The sequence below is a fragment of the Paraburkholderia acidipaludis NBRC 101816 genome (assembly GCF_000684975.1).
GTDB lineage: Bacteria > Pseudomonadota > Gammaproteobacteria > Burkholderiales > Burkholderiaceae > Paraburkholderia > Paraburkholderia acidipaludis.
Genome location: NZ_BAXZ01000028.1, coordinates 1 through 16,511 on the forward strand (window position 1 = coordinate 1; position 16,511 = coordinate 16,511).

Consider the following 16,511-nt stretch of genomic DNA (forward strand, 5'->3'; position numbering starts at 1 on the left):
GGAAACTACAGCCCGAAGTGGCATACGGCCCAGCTCACGCTTGACTACGATCTGAGCGTGCGCACGTCGCTTTACCTGCAGGGCGCGTATCAGCACGTGCAAAGCGCCAACACGGGTACGCAGTTCGACAATGCGCAGATCCTGGCTGCGGCAGGCCCGTCCTCGACCGTCAATCAGTTCGTCTACCGGATCGCGATGATTCACAAGTTCTGATCGGCAGTCGGTGTTTGTCGGCGTTTTGCCGGGGCAGACTGTTCGCGGGCAGCCTGCCCCGGCGCGCTTTCCGGAGGATGCCAGGCCCGCGGCCGACATTCAGGCGCAGCCGGATTTCCGAATGGTGGATAATATGGCATCCCAAGTCGCCGGCTACGAAGTCATCGTGCGGCTGTCTTTTTATCCGTCCACCTTTCGTGCCCTATGTCAGATCTTAAAGTTGTCCGCGAGACCAAAACGCTACGTGAATTAACGCTGGACAAATTGCGCGACGCGATCGTGCAGGGTTACTTCCAGCCGGGCGCGCGTCTCGTCGAACGCACGCTATGCGACGAGCTGGGGGTGAGCCGCACGATTGTGCGAGAGGTGTTGCGGCACCTCGAAACAGAAGGGCTGGTGGAGGTCATTGCGCGGCAGGGGCCGGTCGTGGCTCAGCTCAATCCCGCCCAGGTCAGCGAGATTTACGAATTGCGCGGGCTGCTGGAGGCGAATGCCGCGCGGGCGTGCGCCGAGCAGTCCACGCCGGCGCTCGTGAAAGCGCTGCGCGAGATCCGCAAGCAAATCGAAGCGGCATTCAAGGCGGAAGACCTGCCGGCCGTGCTTGCCTATACCGAACGCTTCTACGAAGCGCTGTTCGAGGGGGCGGAAAAGACCGTCTCCCTCGCCGTCGTCAAGACGCTGAATGCGCGTATCAATCGCCTGCGCGCGCTGACCATAGCCATGCCGGGCCGCAGCGGGGAGTCGAATCGCGAGATGAACAAGATGCTCGATGCCATCGAGCGACGCGACGGCGACGCGGCGTTTGCCGCCTCGATTGCCCATATCCAGCGCACCGCGGAGCTCGCCCAGATGGCGCTTGCGCAAAGAAGCGAGAGTGCATCCAAGGCTTGACCCGAACGTCCGCATTTCTCCGCGCTTCGGGAGGCGCCGTCCGGTGATCTCTCGTAGCGCATATCGAGCGCAACCCGGCTCGCATTCCATTCCTCCATAAAGCGCCGCTCGTGAGCGGCGTTTTCCATTTCCGGCCATCCCGCTTCTTTCTTTCGTCGCGTCCGCCGCTGCGCGGGCGAGATTCATGCCATCCGCCCGCGCCATCAACATTATGGTATTCCATAATATTCGTGAACCAGAATCGGCCATAGTATGGCATACCATAATCTTCTATGTCGATGCAGCTTTCGGGCTGGTCTGGAGCACAAATGAGGCATGGCGTAACGGCGGGCACGAGCTACAGCGTGTACGCCTCGAAGTCGGACGAGGCGCGCGCGACGGTCGTCCTGATCCACGGCGTGGGCATGAACCGGAGCGTGTGGGCGCCGCAGATCGCGCCGTTGACGGCGGCGAACTATGAAGTCGTCGTGTACGACATGCTCGGTCATGGCGAGAGTGCGCTGCCGCCGGCCGAACCCACGCTGGGCGACTACGCCGCCCAGCTCGACGGTTTGTTCGACGACCTGCGTATTGGACGCGCGCATGTCGTCGGCCATTCGATGGGCGCGCTCGTCGCACTCGAGTTCGCCCTGACGCGCGCGCCGCGCACGCTGAGCGTGGCCGCGCTGAATGCGGTCTATGACCGCACGCCCGCCCAGCGCGAAGCGGTGATGTCGCGCGCCGGGACCTTGGGCGAAGCGCCGCTCGACACGGGCGTCGACGCCACGCTCGAACGCTGGTTCGGCGACCCGGTGCCGGCGCACCTGACCCGGGCGGCGCAGGCGGTGCGCCATCTGCTGCTATCCGTCAATCCCGTGGGCTATGCGCGGACGTACCGTCTTTTTGCCTGTTCGGACGACGTGCACGTGGGCCGCCTGACGAACCTTGCCATGCCCGCCTTGTTCCTGACGGGCGCCTGCGATCCGAACTCGAGCCCGGAGATGTCGCGCAAGATGGCGGCGGCGGCGCCGTTCGGTCGTGCCGACGTCATCGCGAATGCGCGCCATATGATGACCGTTAGCGATCCCGAGCAAACGAACGAGCGCCTGCTCGCTTTTTTGGCCGCCGCGGCAGAGCCCGGCGCGGCAAACCCACCGAACGTTGGAGAACGCGATGCCTGAGCCCACGCTTGAACAGCGCTTCGACACCCTCGAATTTCGCCGCGCGCTGGGCGCTTTCGTCACCGGCGTGACGGTCGTCACGACGCTGCAGCCGGACGGTTCTCCGCGCGGCTTCACGGCCAACTCGTTCAGCTCGGTTTCCCTCGATCCGCCGCTGATCCTCGTCTGCATCGCGAAAACCGCGTCGAGCCATGCGGTCTTTTCCACCACCGGCCATTTTGCGGTGAGCGTGCTGGCGGAGGACCAGAAGGCGGTTTCGGGCGTATTCGCCTCGAAGTCGCCCGACAAGTTCGCGCAGGTGGCATGGCGCTCCCGTGCCACGGGGGCGCCCGTGATGGACGGCGCGGCGGCCACCTTCGATTGCAGGACGCACGACGTCGTCGATGCGGGCGATCACATCATCCTGATTGGACGCGTGGTCGATTTCGTGCATACGAATTCGTCGCCGTTGGGCTATTGCCGGGGCGCGTATGTGAATTTCAGCCTCTCGCAGAATGCCCTCGCGGCGACCGGCGCACGCGCGCAAGTGGGCGCGATCCTCGAGCACCGCGACGGCCTCGTGCTGCTCGAAACGAAAGACGGCCTGCAGTTGCCCACGGGCGTGAAGCTCGAACCGGAAAGCGATGCGGCGAGCCTGCGCGGGGTGCTGGCGAAGCTCGGTCTCGTGGCGCATCTCGACTTCCTCTTCGCGGTCTTCGAAGCGGGCAGCGGGTCCTTGGCGAGCGTCCAGGTGTATTACCGCGGCCGCGTGGTCAACAGCGGCGCGGTGTGGATGGACAGCGCGATCCACATCGTTCCGCTGTCCCGGATTCCGTGGCACGAATTGCACGACGAAGCCGTGCGCTCGATGTTGCAGCGCTACGTGCGCGAGCGCAGCGAAGACGCCTTCGGCATTTACGTCGGCGATACGGAAGCCGGGCAAGTGCAGACGCTTGCGGCCACGCGTTGACCGGTAACGTTCACCCATTCGATATTTCAATCAGGAAACCCAGGCATGTATTACGAAATCCGCACGTATCGCATCAAGACGGGCGCTGTGCCCGCCTATCTGAAGCTCGTCGAAGAAGAGGGCATCGAGCTGCAAAAGCGCTACCTGGGCGAACTGGTGGGCTATTTCTTTTCGGAGATCGGCCCGCAGAATCAGATCGTGCATATCTGGGCCTATCCGAGTCTCGACGAGCGGGAGCGCCGTCGGGCGGCACTCGCCGCGGACACGGCGTGGCAGGCTTTCGCGCCGAAGATTCAGGCGCTGATGGAAGAGATGGAAAACAAGATCATGAAGCCGGCGCGCTTTTCGCCGCTGGCTTGAGAGACGAGGGCCGAGATCACGGCTGACCCACGCATTCAATGCAGCGCTACCCAACCGATTCCCACGGACACCGAAATGAACAGTACACGCTTCCTGATGATGACGCCGCTGATCGCCCTGTGCGCGGCGACCTTCGCCGCCGCGCCGGCGCTCGCCGCCGATCCCATCGTTTTCACGAGCTGGGGCGGCACCACGCAGTCCTCGCAGCAGAAAGACTGGGCGCAGCCCTTTACGCAATCCAGCGGCGTCAACGTGCTGATGGACGGCCCGACCGACTACGGCAAGCTCAAGGCGATGGTGGACAGCGGGAACGTGAACTGGGACGTCGTGGACGTCGAGGGCGACTTTGCGTATGCCGCGCAGAAGGCGGGCTTGATCGAGCCGATCGACTATTCCGTCGTCAAAAAGGACGAACTCGATCCCCGCTTCTCGACGACCGATGCCGTGGGCAGCTTCTATTACTCGTTCGTGCTCGGCTACAACAAATCGGCCTTCAAGGGCGCGCAGCCGCAAACGTGGGCCGATCTGTTCGACACGAAGAAATTCCCCGGCAAGCGCACGTTCTACAAGTGGTCCGCGCCGGGCGTGCTAGAAATCGCGCTGCTGGCCGACGGCGTGCCGCCCAACAAGCTTTATCCGCTCGACCTCGACCGCGCGTTCAAGAAGCTCGACACGATCAAGAGCGACATCGTCTGGTGGAGCGGCGGGGCGCAGTCGCAGCAGTTGCTCGCTTCGGGTGAAGCGCCTGTCGGCATGTTCTGGAACGGCCGCCTGCATGCGCTCGAACAAACGGGCGTGCCGGTCGGCATTTCGTGGAACCAGAACCTGACTGCCGCGGACATGCTCGTGATCCCGAAGGGCGCGAAGCACAAGGCCGAGGCGATGAAGTTCCTCGCCGTCGCCACGAGCCCCGAGGCGCAGGCGAAATTCGCAACGGATACGGGTTACGCGCCGATCAACGTGAAGTCGGCCGCGATGATGCCGCCGGCGGTTGCGAAGACGCTGCCGGACCAGTACAAGAGCTCGCAGATCGACCTGGACATGAAGTACTGGGCAGACAATCGCGATGCGATTGCGAAGCGCTGGTACGCGTGGCAATCGAAGTAGTAATCGAAGAAAGAGGCGTGCCCCGTAGCGACGGTCAAGCAGACGGCGCATAGCAGCAATTGGAGAAATGCAGGAGACACCATGCCCAACGTTCTGAGTACCGTCGCCCACCCGCCGGCGACACCCGCGCGCCGGCGCCGCGACTGGCGCAACATTCGCCTGTTGATACCGGGGATGGTGCTCCTCGTGATCTTTTTCATGCTGCCGGTGCTTTCGCTGCTGTTGCGCAGCGTGCTGGAGCCAACCCTGGGACTGCAGAACTATGCGCAGCTTCTCGGCTCCTCCACCTACCTGCGCGTGTTCGGCAACACCTTTCTGGTTGCGGGCGTCGTTACGGCGGTGACGGTGGCGATCGGCTTTCCGACAGCATGGCTGCTCGCGATCGCGCCGCGCAGGCTCAGTTCCCTGCTGTTTTCGATCCTGCTGCTTTCGATGTGGACGAACCTGCTGGCGCGCACCTTCGCCTGGATGGTGCTGCTGCAGGCAACGGGCCCCATCAATCGCGTGCTGATGGCGCTCGGCCTCATTCACGAGCCGCTGGCGCTCGTGAACAACCTGATTGGCGTGACGATCGGCATGACGTACATCATGCTGCCTTTCCTCGTGATGCCGCTTCACGCCACGCTGCGCAGCATCGATCCCTCTACGCTGCGTGCGGCGGCAGTGTGCGGTGCGAGCCGCTGGCAGGCCTTCTGGAAAATTCTCGTTCCGTTGGCAATGCCTGGCATCGCGTCGGGCGCGCTCATGGTATTCGTGATGGCGCTGGGTTATTTCGTGACGCCGGCGCTGCTCGGCGGCGCGCAATACATGATGCTCGCCGAGCTGGTCGCCCAGCTTGTGCAGGAACTGTTGAACTGGGGGCTGGCCGGCGCGGCCGCCTTCGTGCTGCTCGCCGTAACGCTCTCGCTCTACGCGCTTCAACTGCGTTTCATGGGTGGAGCGCGCGCCACCACCGGAGGCCACTGACATGCTGCTCGACTTCGACCGCCTGGGTGCGCTGCGCTGGGCGCTGCTTGCTATCGGCGCAGCGGTCGCCCTATTTCTTCTGCTGCCCATCGTATTCATCGTCGCCCTCTCGTTCGGCGATTCGCAATGGCTGATCTTTCCGCCGCCGGGCTGGACTCTCGAGTGGTATCGCCAGCTGTTCACGGACCCGGGCTGGCTGGATTCGCTCCTGACGAGCGCAAAGCTGGCGGTGATCGTGACGGCGCTGTCCGTGCTGATCGGCTTTCTTGCGTCGCTCGCGCTGGTGCGGGGCCGGTTTCGCGGGCGCAACGTCGTGAAGGCGTTCTTTCTCACGCCGATGGTGCTGCCCGTCGTGGTGCTGGCCGTAGCGCTCTATGCGTTCTTTCTGCGCATCGGGTTGAACGGAACGATGACGGGCTTCGTCATCGGCCATCTGATCATCGCCTTGCCGTTTTCGATCATCTCGATCAGCAATTCGCTGTCGAGCTTCGACACGGCGCTGGAAGACGCCGCGCTGATTTGCGGCGCCTCGCCGCTCGAAGTGAAGCTGCGCGTGACCTTGCCCGCGATCCGGCTTGGCCTGTTCGCCGCCGCGATCTTTGCGTTCCTCGCTTCATGGGACGAAGTGGTGGTGTCGATCTTCATGTCGAGCCCGACTTTGCAGACGCTGCCCGTGCGCATCTGGGCCACGCTGCGGCAGGACCTGACTCCCGTGGTGGCGGCGGCGTCTTCGCTGCTGGTTGGACTGACGACTGTTTTGATGCTGGCGGGCGCCGTGCTGCGCCGCGCGCGATAACCGAGGTAATTAGCCATGACTTCCGCATTCCTGCAAATCCAGCGCCTGCGCAAGACCTACGACGACGTCGTTGCCATCGACCACGTTTCGCTCGACGTGCGCAAGGGCGAGTTCATGACCTTCCTTGGGCCGTCGGGCTCGGGCAAGAGCACCACGCTCTATATCGTCGCGGGCTTCCAGGAGCCGACCGAAGGCCGCGTGCTGCTGGACGGCAAGCCGCTGCTTGCGGTCGCGCCGAACAAACGCAATATCGGCATGGTGTTCCAGCGCTACACGCTGTTTCCGCATTTGACCGTCGGCCAGAACGTGGCTTTTCCGTTGCGGGTGCGCCGCCGTCCCGATGCGGAAATCAAGAGGAAGGTGGAGCAAATGCTGGCGCTCGTCCATCTTTCGGAGTTCCGCGACCGCATGCCGGCCCAGCTCTCGGGCGGCCAGCAACAGCGCGTGGCCATCGCGCGAGCGCTTGCGTATGACCCGCCCGTGCTGTTGATGGACGAACCGCTTTCCGCACTGGACAAGAAGCTGCGCGAGGAAATCCAGCTCGAACTGCGCCGCATTCATCAGGAGACCGGCGTGACGATTCTCTACGTGACGCACGATCAGGAGGAGGCGTTGCGTTTGTCCGACCGCATCGCGGTGTTCAACAAAGGCTGCATCGAACAATGCGGAACCGGCGAAGAGCTCTACGCGAATCCGGCTTCGCGCTTCGTCGCGAACTTCATCGGCAATTCGAACTTTCTGCCCGTGCGCATCACGGCGCGCAGCGCGGCGCAATCGAGCGCGGTGTTTCCGAGCGGCCATGAAATTGCGGCCGCCGGCGACGCCACGCTTTCCGTGGGACATGACGGCGCGCTGATGGTCCGCCCCGAACAGATCCGCATTCGCGCGCTCGATGCCGCCAGGAGTGCGGCCGGCCTGCCCGTGACGGTTCGGGACATCACCTATCTTGGCGACGTCATGCATTACTCGGTGAGGACACCCTGGGAGCAGGAAATGTCGGTGAGGATGCCGGCCGGCGACCATCGGGACAGCGGCATCGTCATCGGCACCCAGGCATGGGTCGACTGGGACGCGCGCGACGCGCGGCTGTTCGCGCAAGCTTGATCGGGTACGCGATGAGCGAATCGTTTTTGTCCCTGAAGGTCGAGCGCCGAACGACCACGCTGAGAGAGCTGGCGCTCGAGAAAATGCGCGGCGCCATTCTCGACGCGCGTTTCCAGCCGGGCGACCGGCTGGTCGAGCGCACATTGTGCGAAGAACTGGGCGTGAGCCGGACGGTCGTGCGCGAGGTTCTGCGCCACCTGGAAACGGAGGGGCTGGTCGAGATCCAGGCCAACCAGGGGCCGATCGTCGCCGTGCTCGATCTCGAGCGTGCCACCGAGATCTATGAGATTCGAGCCCTGCTGGAAGGCGAGGCGGCGGCTGCCTGTGCCCGATTTGCCGACCGGCAGATCATTGAGGACCTCGAAAGGCTGATCGATCAGATCGAGCTCGCTTTCCACGACCAGGATCATGGCGCCGTGCGGTCGCTCACGACGGCCTTTTACGAGCGCATGTTCACTGCGGGGCATAAGCATGTGGCCTGGGAAATCGTGCAGTCGTTGACGGCGCGAATCAACCGCTTGCGCGCCATGACTATCGCATCCGACGATCGCGGTCGCCAGGCCGTGCCGGAAATGCGCCAGATACTGGCGGCACTGCGCGCAGGGGACGCGGACGCCGCGCGTAGCGCGGCCGTCACGCACGTCAGCCGCGTGGCGGAAATCGCGCGGCAATTGCTGGTGGAAGGGCAAGAGCACCTGCTACTGCATCGCACGGGATGACGCCAGGCGCGCGCTTTCCGCCCAGCGGCCCGACCCGACTTGACTTGACCGCACGCCGGGCCGTGCCGGACCAGGCAAATGAATCATTTTCAAACCTCTTCAGGAAAGTCCATGGAATTGGCAACCCAGTTGAAAGATCCGCTGCTGTTTCGGCAAATGGCGTACGTAAGCGGCGAATGGCGCAGCGCGGCGAGCACCGAAACGTTTGAGGTTCGCGATCCCGCAACGGGTGCGCTTGTCGGCAGCGTTCCCTTGATGGGCGCGATGGAAACCCGCGAGGCGATCGCAGCGGCGAACGCCGCCTGGCCCGCGTGGCGCAAGAAGACTGCGAAAGAGCGTGCGGCGATTCTGCGCCGATGGTTCGACCTGATGATCCAGCATGCCGACGACCTCGCGCTGATCCTGTCTACGGAGCAGGGTAAATCGCTCGCCGAGGCGAAGGGCGAAATTGCCTATGCGGCGTCCTTTCTCGAATGGTTCGCCGAGGAAGGCAAGCGCGTGTACGGCGACACGATTCCCGCGCCCGCAAGCGACAAGCGCATCGTCGTGGTGAAAGAGCCGGTGGGCGTGTGTGCGGCGATTACGCCGTGGAATTTCCCCGCGGCGATGATCACCCGTAAGGTCGGCCCTGCGCTCGCGGCCGGCTGCACGATCGTCGTCAAGCCAGCCGAGGCAACGCCGTTTTCGGCGCTGGCCATGGCCGTGCTGGCCGAACGGGCCGGCGTGCCCGCGGGCGTGTTCAGCGTCGTGACCGGCAACCCGAAAGCGATCGGCGGCGAGCTCACGTCGAACCCCATCGTCCGCAAGCTCTCGTTCACCGGCTCGACGCCGGTGGGGCGCCTGCTGATGAGCCAGTGCGCCTCGACGGTCAAGAAGGTGTCGCTCGAACTGGGCGGCAACGCGCCGTTCATCGTGTTCGACGACGCCGATATCGATGCGGCCGTGCAAGGCGCGATCGCATCGAAGTATCGCAACAGCGGGCAGACCTGCGTCTGCACGAACCGGTTCTATGTTCACGAGGCCGTCTACGATCAGTTCTCCGAAAAGCTTGCTTCGGCGGTCGGTCGGCTGAAGGTGGGGCGCGGCACCGAGCCCGGCGTCGAACAGGGCCCGCTCATCAACGAGGCGGCCGTGCGGAAAGTCGAAGCGCACATCGCGGATGCGCTCGCGCAGGGCGCATCCGTCGTGACGGGCGGCAAACGTCACGCGCTCGGCCACGGCTTCTTCGAGCCGACCGTGCTCAGGGACGTCACGCCGGCAATGAAGGTTGCGAAGGAAGAGACGTTCGGACCCCTCGCGCCGCTGTTCAGGTTCACGCGCGACGACGAGGTGATCCGGTTCGCAAACGACACCGAATTCGGTCTCGCCGCGTATTTCTACAGTCGCGACATCGGCCGGGTGTGGAAAGTCGCGGAAGCGCTCGAGTACGGGATGGTGGGCGTGAACACGGGGCTGATCTCGAACGAAGTCGCACCGTTTGGCGGCGTGAAGCAGTCGGGCATGGGTCGCGAAGGTTCGCACTATGGCATCGACGACTACGTCGTCATCAAATACCTGTGCATGGCGGTGTGAGCGGGGATCGTGGGGAGGGTCGCCGTGCAAGGGGACCCAACCGGCGCGCGGTAGACCAATTCAATTATCTTGAAGTCCAAAATGAAAACCATTAGAGACTTGCCCATTGCCAGAAAAATTTCAATCGCGTTTTCGAGCGCGATTTTTGCTTTTATCGTCAGCGCGGGCATTTGCCTATACAGCGTTCGCGCTATCGACCAGAAGGAAAAGGAAATCGAAGTATCGGAGCAGATACTGCAATTGTTGAAGGACGGTTCGAGCGATTACCTCAACATTGTCTGGGCGGTTCTCGCGAACAACCTCAACGGCAAGGCAACGCACCGGCAGTGGATCACCGATCATCGCGGCGACTTCGGTGCCGAGATGGCGAGACTGCGCACGATGGACCCAACGTCCGAAGGGGATGCGCTCGCCGGCGAATGCCAGCAGCAATACGACGCGTGGCTAGGCATCGTCGTGGACCCGCTCGTGGAGATGCGAAAGAAGGTGGATAGCTACGCCGTGAGCGTGAGCGATTTGTCCGCGCTGACCGAAAGTTTCGGATCGTATCTGGGAACCGAAAAGCTGATTGCGGCAATCGGCAAGCTTGAACATTACGAGCAAGAGCGGGTATTGGCGAACCGCGCGGCACTGGATTCCCTGCGCACGACGATCTACGTGAGCGTGCTCGTTACCTCGCTGATTGCCGTGCTGGCGTCCATCCTTGCGGGCCGATGGCTTTCGCGCACGATCTCCCGGCCGCTGAAAGAGGCCGTTTCCGTGGCAACGTGCGTCGCCGAAGGCGATCTGACGAATCGCATCGAGGCGGCCTCGGCGGACGAAACCGGGCAGTTGATGCAGGCGATGCAGGCGATGAACCGGAGCCTCGGGACGATCGTGGCCGGGGTGCGCTCCGGCGCCGACCGGATTGCTTCGGCCTCCGGCGAGATTGCGGCCGGCAATCTCGATCTCTCCTCGCGCACCGAAGAGCAGGCGAGCTCGCTGGAGGAAACGGCAGCCAGCATGACGCAATTGACCGAAACCGTGCGCCAGAACGCGGACAACGCCCGCGAGGCCAGCCTGCTCGCCACGCGCGCATCCGGCATGGCGGATGCCGGCAACGATGCGGTGCATGGCATGGTCGAAACGATCGAACGGATCAGCGGCAGCTCGGACCAGATTTCGGAAATCACGGGCGTGATCGAAGGGATTGCCTTTCAGACCAACATTCTGGCCTTGAACGCGGCGGTGGAAGCTGCGCGGGCGGGGGACCAGGGGCGCGGTTTCGCAGTCGTCGCCAATGAGGTGCGCGGGCTTGCGCAGCGCTCGGCAACGGCCGCGCGGGAAATCAAGGAGCTCATCGGCTCGTCGGTGGAGACGATCCGCAACGGCGCCAGACAGGCGCATGACGCGGGCGGCACGATGACGGAAGTGAAGCTCGCGATCAAACAGGTGGCGGACATCGTGGGGGAAATCGCCGCGGCCTCCGACGAACAGAGCCGCGGCATCGAGCAGGTCAATCAGGCCGTGAACCTGATGGACAAGGTCACGCAGCAAAACGCGGCGCTCGTCGAGCAGGCTGCCGCCGCGGCCCAGTCTCTGGAAGATCAGGCGATGGATCTCAAGAATGCGGTGTCGGTGTTCGTTCTCGCCGATCATACCGACTGGCACGCATGAAGCCCAGCCGGCTCGTGTTTGACCACGCGCCGGCAATGGATCGCAGTCCTTACTCGGAAGCGGCGGCGCCCGCCGGCGCCCGGCTGGGGGCGCGCGAACCGTCGTTCGGCGCGAGCAGGTAGTAGGCCAGCGCCGTTGCGACGAGGCCGACCATCCACGAGACATCGGCGCCGCCCATCAGCGAGGCCCAGGGGCCGTGAAAGAAGCTCTCTTCCATGAACGGCACCTGGATCGCAATGCCGAAGACGTAGATCGCGATAGCCTTCACATTGAACGCCCCGTACACGCCGCCGTTGTTGCCGACGATCTCGGCAACGAAGTAGCGCCGGTTGTTGATCAGATAGAAGTCGACCAGGTTGATGGCGATCCACGGCGCGAGCACGATGCGCAACGCGAAAATCGCGGTCAGGAACAAGGCGATGAAGTTGCTGGAAGCCCACAGCGCGGTAATGGTGGACGCCACCAGCAAGACCGCGGATACGACGATGCGAACCCGCCGGCGAGGCACCCACGCGGGGCGGAACGTTTGTGCGGCGGTGATGAAGGACAGCACCGCGCCATACAGATTCATGCCGTTATGGCCAATGATGTTGACGAGAAAAAGGAAGATCAGGACATAGCCGAACAGGCCCGTCTGCGTCCGGATAGCCTGCATCGCGTCGGTGGAATGTCCCGTGCTCACGGCGATTACGCCGAAGATGAACGCGAAGATCGTGCCCAGCGAAGTGCCGAAGTAGGTGAAGGCGAACGTCTTGCCGAACCCGGTGGACACCGGCAGGTAGCGCGAGTAGTCGGACGTATAAGGTGCGAAGCTGATTTGCCAGATCGCGCACAGCCCGAACATGGCGAACCAGTTCGAAAGATCGAAATGGCCTTGCTGGAAGGCGTGGGCGTCGAGGTGCGGCGCCATCAGCAGCAAGCCGATCACGAGCGCGCTGCCCATGAACCACGCGCCGATCTTGTTGAAGCGGTGGATGAAGTGATAGCCGATCACGCCCACCAGCGTCGCGAGGATAGCGCCCAGCACGGTTGCCAACGGTACGGGAACCGGCGGCGCGGCGGCGTGCAGCGTTTTGCCCGCGAGAATGATGTTCGAAACGAAGAACCCGAGATAGATGAGCGTGGTGAAGCCCACCACGAGCAGCGACCCATAGCGGCCGAATTGCGCGCGGCTTTGAATCATCTGCGGCACGCCGACGAGCGGCCCCTGCGCGGAGGTGAGAGCATGAAAGATCGCGCCGAAGAACTGCCCGGCGGCAATGGCGAGTATGGCGCTCACCAGATCCAGGTGGAAGATCAGCACCGAGGTGGCGCCGGAAATCACGGCCAATGGCGCGACGTTCGTGCAAAACCACAAGGTGAAGAGGTCGACCGGTTTGCCGTGCCGATTCTCCGGGGCAACATACTCGATCGAATTGCTTTCGATGGTCAGAACGCTGTTATCGTTCGCCGGGTCTTTCATCATGTCTCCATCTTTATTGCCAGGCTGCGCCTCGCCGCGCGCAGGGCGGGCGAGGCAGCCTGTACGGCCTTGAATCGATGCGGCAGGTGAACGGATTGCGCTCAGCGCATCACGAACGGGTCGCTGATCGGGTCGTCCGACGTGCGAAGCCACACCGACTTCGTCGTCGTATATTCCAGCGCGGCGCTGAATCCGCCTTCGCGGCCGTGCCCGGAGAGTCCGAAGCCGCCGAACGGCACGAGCGGCGAGACGGCCCGATAGGTGTTGATCCAGACGATGCCGGAGCGAACCCGCTTCGAAACGCGGTGCGCGCGCGTGAGATTGGTGGTGAAAATGCCCGCTGCAAGCCCGTAGGCCGTGCTGTTGGCTTTTTCGATCGCTTCCTGTTCGGAGGCGAACGTGTCCACGGAAAGCACCGGCCCGAACAGTTCGGTCGTGATGCTGTCCGCGTTCGCAACGCCGCTGCAGTCCAGAATCGTGGGCGCGTAGTAATACCCGGGCCGATCGAGTTTCTTTGCACCGGCGAGTACGCTCGCGCCCTGTTGCACGGAACGCGCGACGACGGACTCGATATGGCGCAATTGCTTCTCGGTACACAGCGGGCCGTATTCCGTCGCCATGTCGTTCGGCGAGCCGACGCGAATGCGCGACACGCGTTCCACGAGCAACGCAAGGAATTCGTCCTTGACGGATGCCTCGATCAGCAGACGCGAGCCCGCGACGCAGCTTTGACCGCTTGCCGCGAAAATGGCCGCGACTTGCGCATTCACCGCGCTCTGGATATCGGTATCGGCAAAGACGATGAACGGCGACTTGCCGCCCAGTTCCAGCGAGACCCTGGCGAGATTGTTCGCCGTATTCGCGACGATGTGCTTCGCGGTTTGCGGGCCACCCGTGAAAGCCACTTTGTCCACGTTCGGATGGCTGCAGAGCACCGCGCCGCACTCCGCGCCGAAGCCCGTGATCACGTTGACGACACCCCGGGGAAAACCGGCCTCGTGCACGAGCCTCGCGAACTCGAGCAGCGGGCCGGGCGCCTCCTCGGAAGCCTTCAGGACTACCGTGCAACCGGCGGCGAGCGCCGGCCCGAGCTTCACGGCGGAGAGGAACAACTGGCTGTTCCACGGCACGATCGCGGCCACCACGCCAACCGGCTGCCGTTCGAGCCAGACCTGCATGTCGGGCTTGTCGACGGGGATGTGGCTGCCTTCGATCTTGTCCGCGATGCCGGCGTAGTAGCGGTAGTACTCCGCCACATACGCGATCTGGCTGGACGTTTCGCGAATGATCTTGCCGGTATCGTTGGTTTCAATTTCAGCGAGCCGCGGCGCAGCCTTTTCGACGAGATCGGCGAGCCTGGAGAGCAGCTTGCCCCGGCTCGACGCGGTAAGGCCCGCCCACGCGGGATCGGTCAACGCTCGGCTGGCGGCCTCCACGGCCCGGTTGACCTCGCCGGTTCGGGCTTCGGGCATCTGCGCCCAGATCTCGCCCGTGGCCGGGTTCAGGCTGCCGAAGGTGGCGGCGCCGGGCTCGAACTGGCCGTCGATATACAGCTGAAAATGAAAGCTCATGGCATCACGCCCTCACTGAAAAGCCGGCATCACGTCGTGGATCATGCGCTCGAGCGACGCCTTCTTGCGCTCGAAGCTCATGCCGGTGTCGATCCAGAAGGAGTACTCGTCGAATCCGAGCGCCTCATAGGCCTTCAGGCGGGCGATCACTTCTTCAGGCGTACCGATGACGTTGTTCTTGCGCATCGCTTCCGGCGTGTAGAACGGATGCGCGGCGATCTCTTCCTGGCTCAATGTCTTGATGAGACCGCGGCTGACCGGACGCTCGTTCTTGAACCACGCGCCGAAGTAGTTGTAGAAGACGTTCACTTCGTTAGCCGCCACTTGTGCGTCGTCCTCGCTGCTTGCTACGTAGGTGTGGCGCAGCAGCATGATCTGCGGGCGCGGCATCTCGCCGTATTTCTCGCACGCCGCGTTGAAGTGGCCCACGAGCTTTTCGACCTCTTCGTCGCCCAGGTGCAGCGGCGTGACCTGGACGTTGCAGCCGTTGGACACGGCAAATTCATGGCTGTTGGGGTCGCGCGCGGCCACCCAGATAGGGGGATGCGGCTGCTGGAGCGGCATCGGCGAGGACGTCGTGGACGGGAACTTCCAGAACTCGCCTTCGTGCGCGTAGTCGCCTTCCCACAGCTTTTTCACCGCGGGAATGAGCTCGCGCATTCTCTGGCCCGCGCCCCACGCGTCGAGGCCCGGCATCAGGCGTTCATATTCGAACGAGTAGGCGCCTCGCGCGATGCCGAGTTCCAGGCGGCCGTTGGTGATGATGTCGGTCATCGCGGCTTCGCCGGCAAGCTTGATGGGGTGCCAGAACGGCGCGATGACCGTGCCGGTGCCGAGTCTCACGCGCTTCGTCTTGTTGGCGAGGTCCGCGAGGTTGAGGAACGGATTGGGCGCGATCGTGAAGTTCATGCCGTGATGCTCGCCGGTCCAGACGGCGTGCATGCCGCCCCGATCCGCGATCTGGCACAGCTCGACCATTTCGTCGTACAACTGCTTTTGACTGGTCTGGTCGGAGACGCGCTCCATATGAACGAAAAGCGAAAAACGCATGGGGTAACCTTTCAGGAAAGAAGCGGGCGCACCGTGCCGTTGCTGTGGTCGCCGTAGTACATGCCGTAGCTCTTCAACTGGCTTTCCTTGCGGTAGCGCTCGAGCATGCTGGCCACTGCGCCGTCCTGGAACCCGTCTTTCCCGATGCTGTCGAGGCTGACGAATTCGCCCGTGGCGGCGGACTCATCCGGTGCACTGCAGAGAAACGAAATGTACTGGTAATGGGTCTCGGTGTTGTTGTACGCCGCGTAGATGAAGCTTGCCGACGCGTCCGGCTGGTATCGGCTGAAAATCTCGGCCAGCGCCTTGTCGGCGCCTTCCTTGCCGATCTCTTTCGAAGGCAGACTCCATTTGTTGTCCGCCGTTTGGGTCAGCAGCACCTTGTCGTCGCGCGCGATGATCGCGCTGACGATGACTTTCGGTCCGGCGATCACTTCGGCCGATACCTTGGCCGGCGTGAAATAGCCGCCGCGGTAGTAGCCGAGGCCCGCATAGCCCGCGGAATGGAACGCCTCGACTTTGCCGACGATCAGGGCGTGGTCGCCCGCGTCGATCACCGCATGCGTGGTGCAGTCGAACCAGGCGCTGACGTCCTCGATGAGCGGGTTGTGGTTCGCGCTCAGATGCCAGCCCAGATTGGCGAAGCGGTCGTCGCTGGGCCGCGCGAAGGTATTGGACAAATCCTTCTGACCCTCCGCAAGGACATTGATGGCGAAGTGCCGCGTCGTGGAAAACGTCGGATAGTTGCCCGATGTTTTCGCAATGCTTACCAGCAGCAAGGCCGGATCCAGCGACACCGACGTGAACGAATTGGCGGTGAAACCCAGCGGCTTGCCGTCGTCGCGCGCGGTGGTCACGATCGTGACGCCCGTCATGAACGCGCCGAATGCGTCGCGAAGTTCCCGGGTGTTGAGTTTAGCGGTCTCGTGGCTCAT

General features: G+C 63.3%; 15 protein-coding genes and 1 pseudogene. 12 read left to right on the forward strand and 4 right to left on the reverse strand.

Annotation, left to right across the window (positions count from 1 at the left end; translation table 11 throughout):
- From BAC01S_RS35195 to BAC01S_RS32605, 12 genes and pseudogenes are all read left to right on the forward strand, one after another.
- A pseudogene (locus BAC01S_RS35195) lies at positions 1-213 on the forward strand (porin); the annotation flags it as partial.
- Positions 214-417: 204 nt separating this feature from the next.
- On the forward strand, positions 418-1,104 hold the full coding sequence (locus tag BAC01S_RS25900) for a GntR family transcriptional regulator (RefSeq protein ID WP_027797381.1): 687 nt from the start codon (positions 418-420) through the stop codon (positions 1,102-1,104).
- 308 nt (positions 1,105-1,412) lie between these two features.
- A complete protein-coding gene (locus BAC01S_RS32600) occupies positions 1,413-2,264 on the forward strand; it encodes an alpha/beta fold hydrolase (RefSeq protein ID WP_169740153.1) in 852 nt (283 codons plus the stop codon).
- Positions 2,257-3,213 (forward strand): flavin reductase family protein, encoded by a 957-nt coding sequence (locus BAC01S_RS25910; protein WP_027797382.1) that lies wholly within the window; start codon positions 2,257-2,259, stop codon positions 3,211-3,213. The genes BAC01S_RS32600 and BAC01S_RS25910 overlap by 8 nt, the downstream gene beginning before the upstream one ends.
- Before the next feature lie 45 nt (positions 3,214-3,258).
- Positions 3,259-3,573 (forward strand): NIPSNAP family protein, encoded by a 315-nt coding sequence (locus BAC01S_RS25915; protein ID WP_027797383.1) that lies wholly within the window; start codon positions 3,259-3,261, stop codon positions 3,571-3,573.
- Between the two features lie 96 nt (positions 3,574-3,669).
- Entirely contained in the window at positions 3,670-4,680 is a 1,011-nt protein-coding gene (locus BAC01S_RS25920; protein WP_245616684.1) for an ABC transporter substrate-binding protein, read from the forward strand.
- Positions 4,681-4,761: 81 nt separating this feature from the next.
- The gene (locus BAC01S_RS25925; RefSeq protein WP_027797385.1) at positions 4,762-5,646 is read left to right on the forward strand and encodes an ABC transporter permease; all 885 of its coding nucleotides are present in this window, start codon (positions 4,762-4,764) and stop codon (positions 5,644-5,646) included.
- A gap of 1 nt (position 5,647) precedes the next feature.
- Positions 5,648-6,442: an ABC transporter permease gene (locus BAC01S_RS25930; protein ID WP_027797386.1), complete on the forward strand. Its 795-nt coding sequence runs from the start codon at positions 5,648-5,650 to the stop codon at positions 6,440-6,442.
- Between the two features lie 15 nt (positions 6,443-6,457).
- Positions 6,458-7,546, forward strand: a complete 1,089-nt coding sequence (locus BAC01S_RS25935) for an ABC transporter ATP-binding protein (RefSeq protein WP_027797387.1) — start codon at positions 6,458-6,460, stop codon at positions 7,544-7,546.
- A gap of 11 nt (positions 7,547-7,557) precedes the next feature.
- Positions 7,558-8,265: a GntR family transcriptional regulator gene (locus BAC01S_RS25940; RefSeq protein WP_027797388.1), complete on the forward strand. Its 708-nt coding sequence runs from the start codon at positions 7,558-7,560 to the stop codon at positions 8,263-8,265.
- Between the two features lie 111 nt (positions 8,266-8,376).
- Positions 8,377-9,837 carry an NADP-dependent succinate-semialdehyde dehydrogenase gene (gene gabD / locus BAC01S_RS25945; protein WP_169740154.1) on the forward strand — a complete coding sequence of 487 codons (1,461 nt, stop codon included), beginning with the start codon at positions 8,377-8,379 and terminating at the stop codon, positions 9,835-9,837.
- Positions 9,838-9,918: 81 nt separating this feature from the next.
- Positions 9,919-11,493 carry a methyl-accepting chemotaxis protein gene (locus BAC01S_RS32605; RefSeq protein ID WP_084168868.1) on the forward strand — a complete coding sequence of 525 codons (1,575 nt, stop codon included), beginning with the start codon at positions 9,919-9,921 and terminating at the stop codon, positions 11,491-11,493.
- 49 nt (positions 11,494-11,542) lie between these two features.
- Here the strand turns inward: BAC01S_RS32605 and BAC01S_RS25955 are convergent, their stop codons facing one another.
- From BAC01S_RS25955 to BAC01S_RS25970, 4 genes are all read right to left on the reverse strand, one after another.
- Positions 11,543-12,958 carry a purine-cytosine permease family protein gene (locus BAC01S_RS25955; RefSeq protein ID WP_245616680.1) on the reverse strand — a complete coding sequence of 472 codons (1,416 nt, stop codon included), beginning with the start codon at positions 12,956-12,958 and terminating at the stop codon, positions 11,543-11,545.
- 98 nt (positions 12,959-13,056) lie between these two features.
- Positions 13,057-14,526 carry an aldehyde dehydrogenase gene (locus BAC01S_RS25960; RefSeq protein ID WP_027797391.1) on the reverse strand — a complete coding sequence of 490 codons (1,470 nt, stop codon included), beginning with the start codon at positions 14,524-14,526 and terminating at the stop codon, positions 13,057-13,059.
- Between the two features lie 12 nt (positions 14,527-14,538).
- Complete coding sequence (locus BAC01S_RS25965; RefSeq protein WP_027797392.1) at positions 14,539-15,576, reverse strand: LLM class flavin-dependent oxidoreductase; 1,038 nt, start codon at positions 15,574-15,576, stop codon at positions 14,539-14,541.
- Between the two features lie 11 nt (positions 15,577-15,587).
- Positions 15,588-16,511, reverse strand: a complete 924-nt coding sequence (locus BAC01S_RS25970) for a flavin reductase (protein ID WP_027797393.1) — start codon at positions 16,509-16,511, stop codon at positions 15,588-15,590.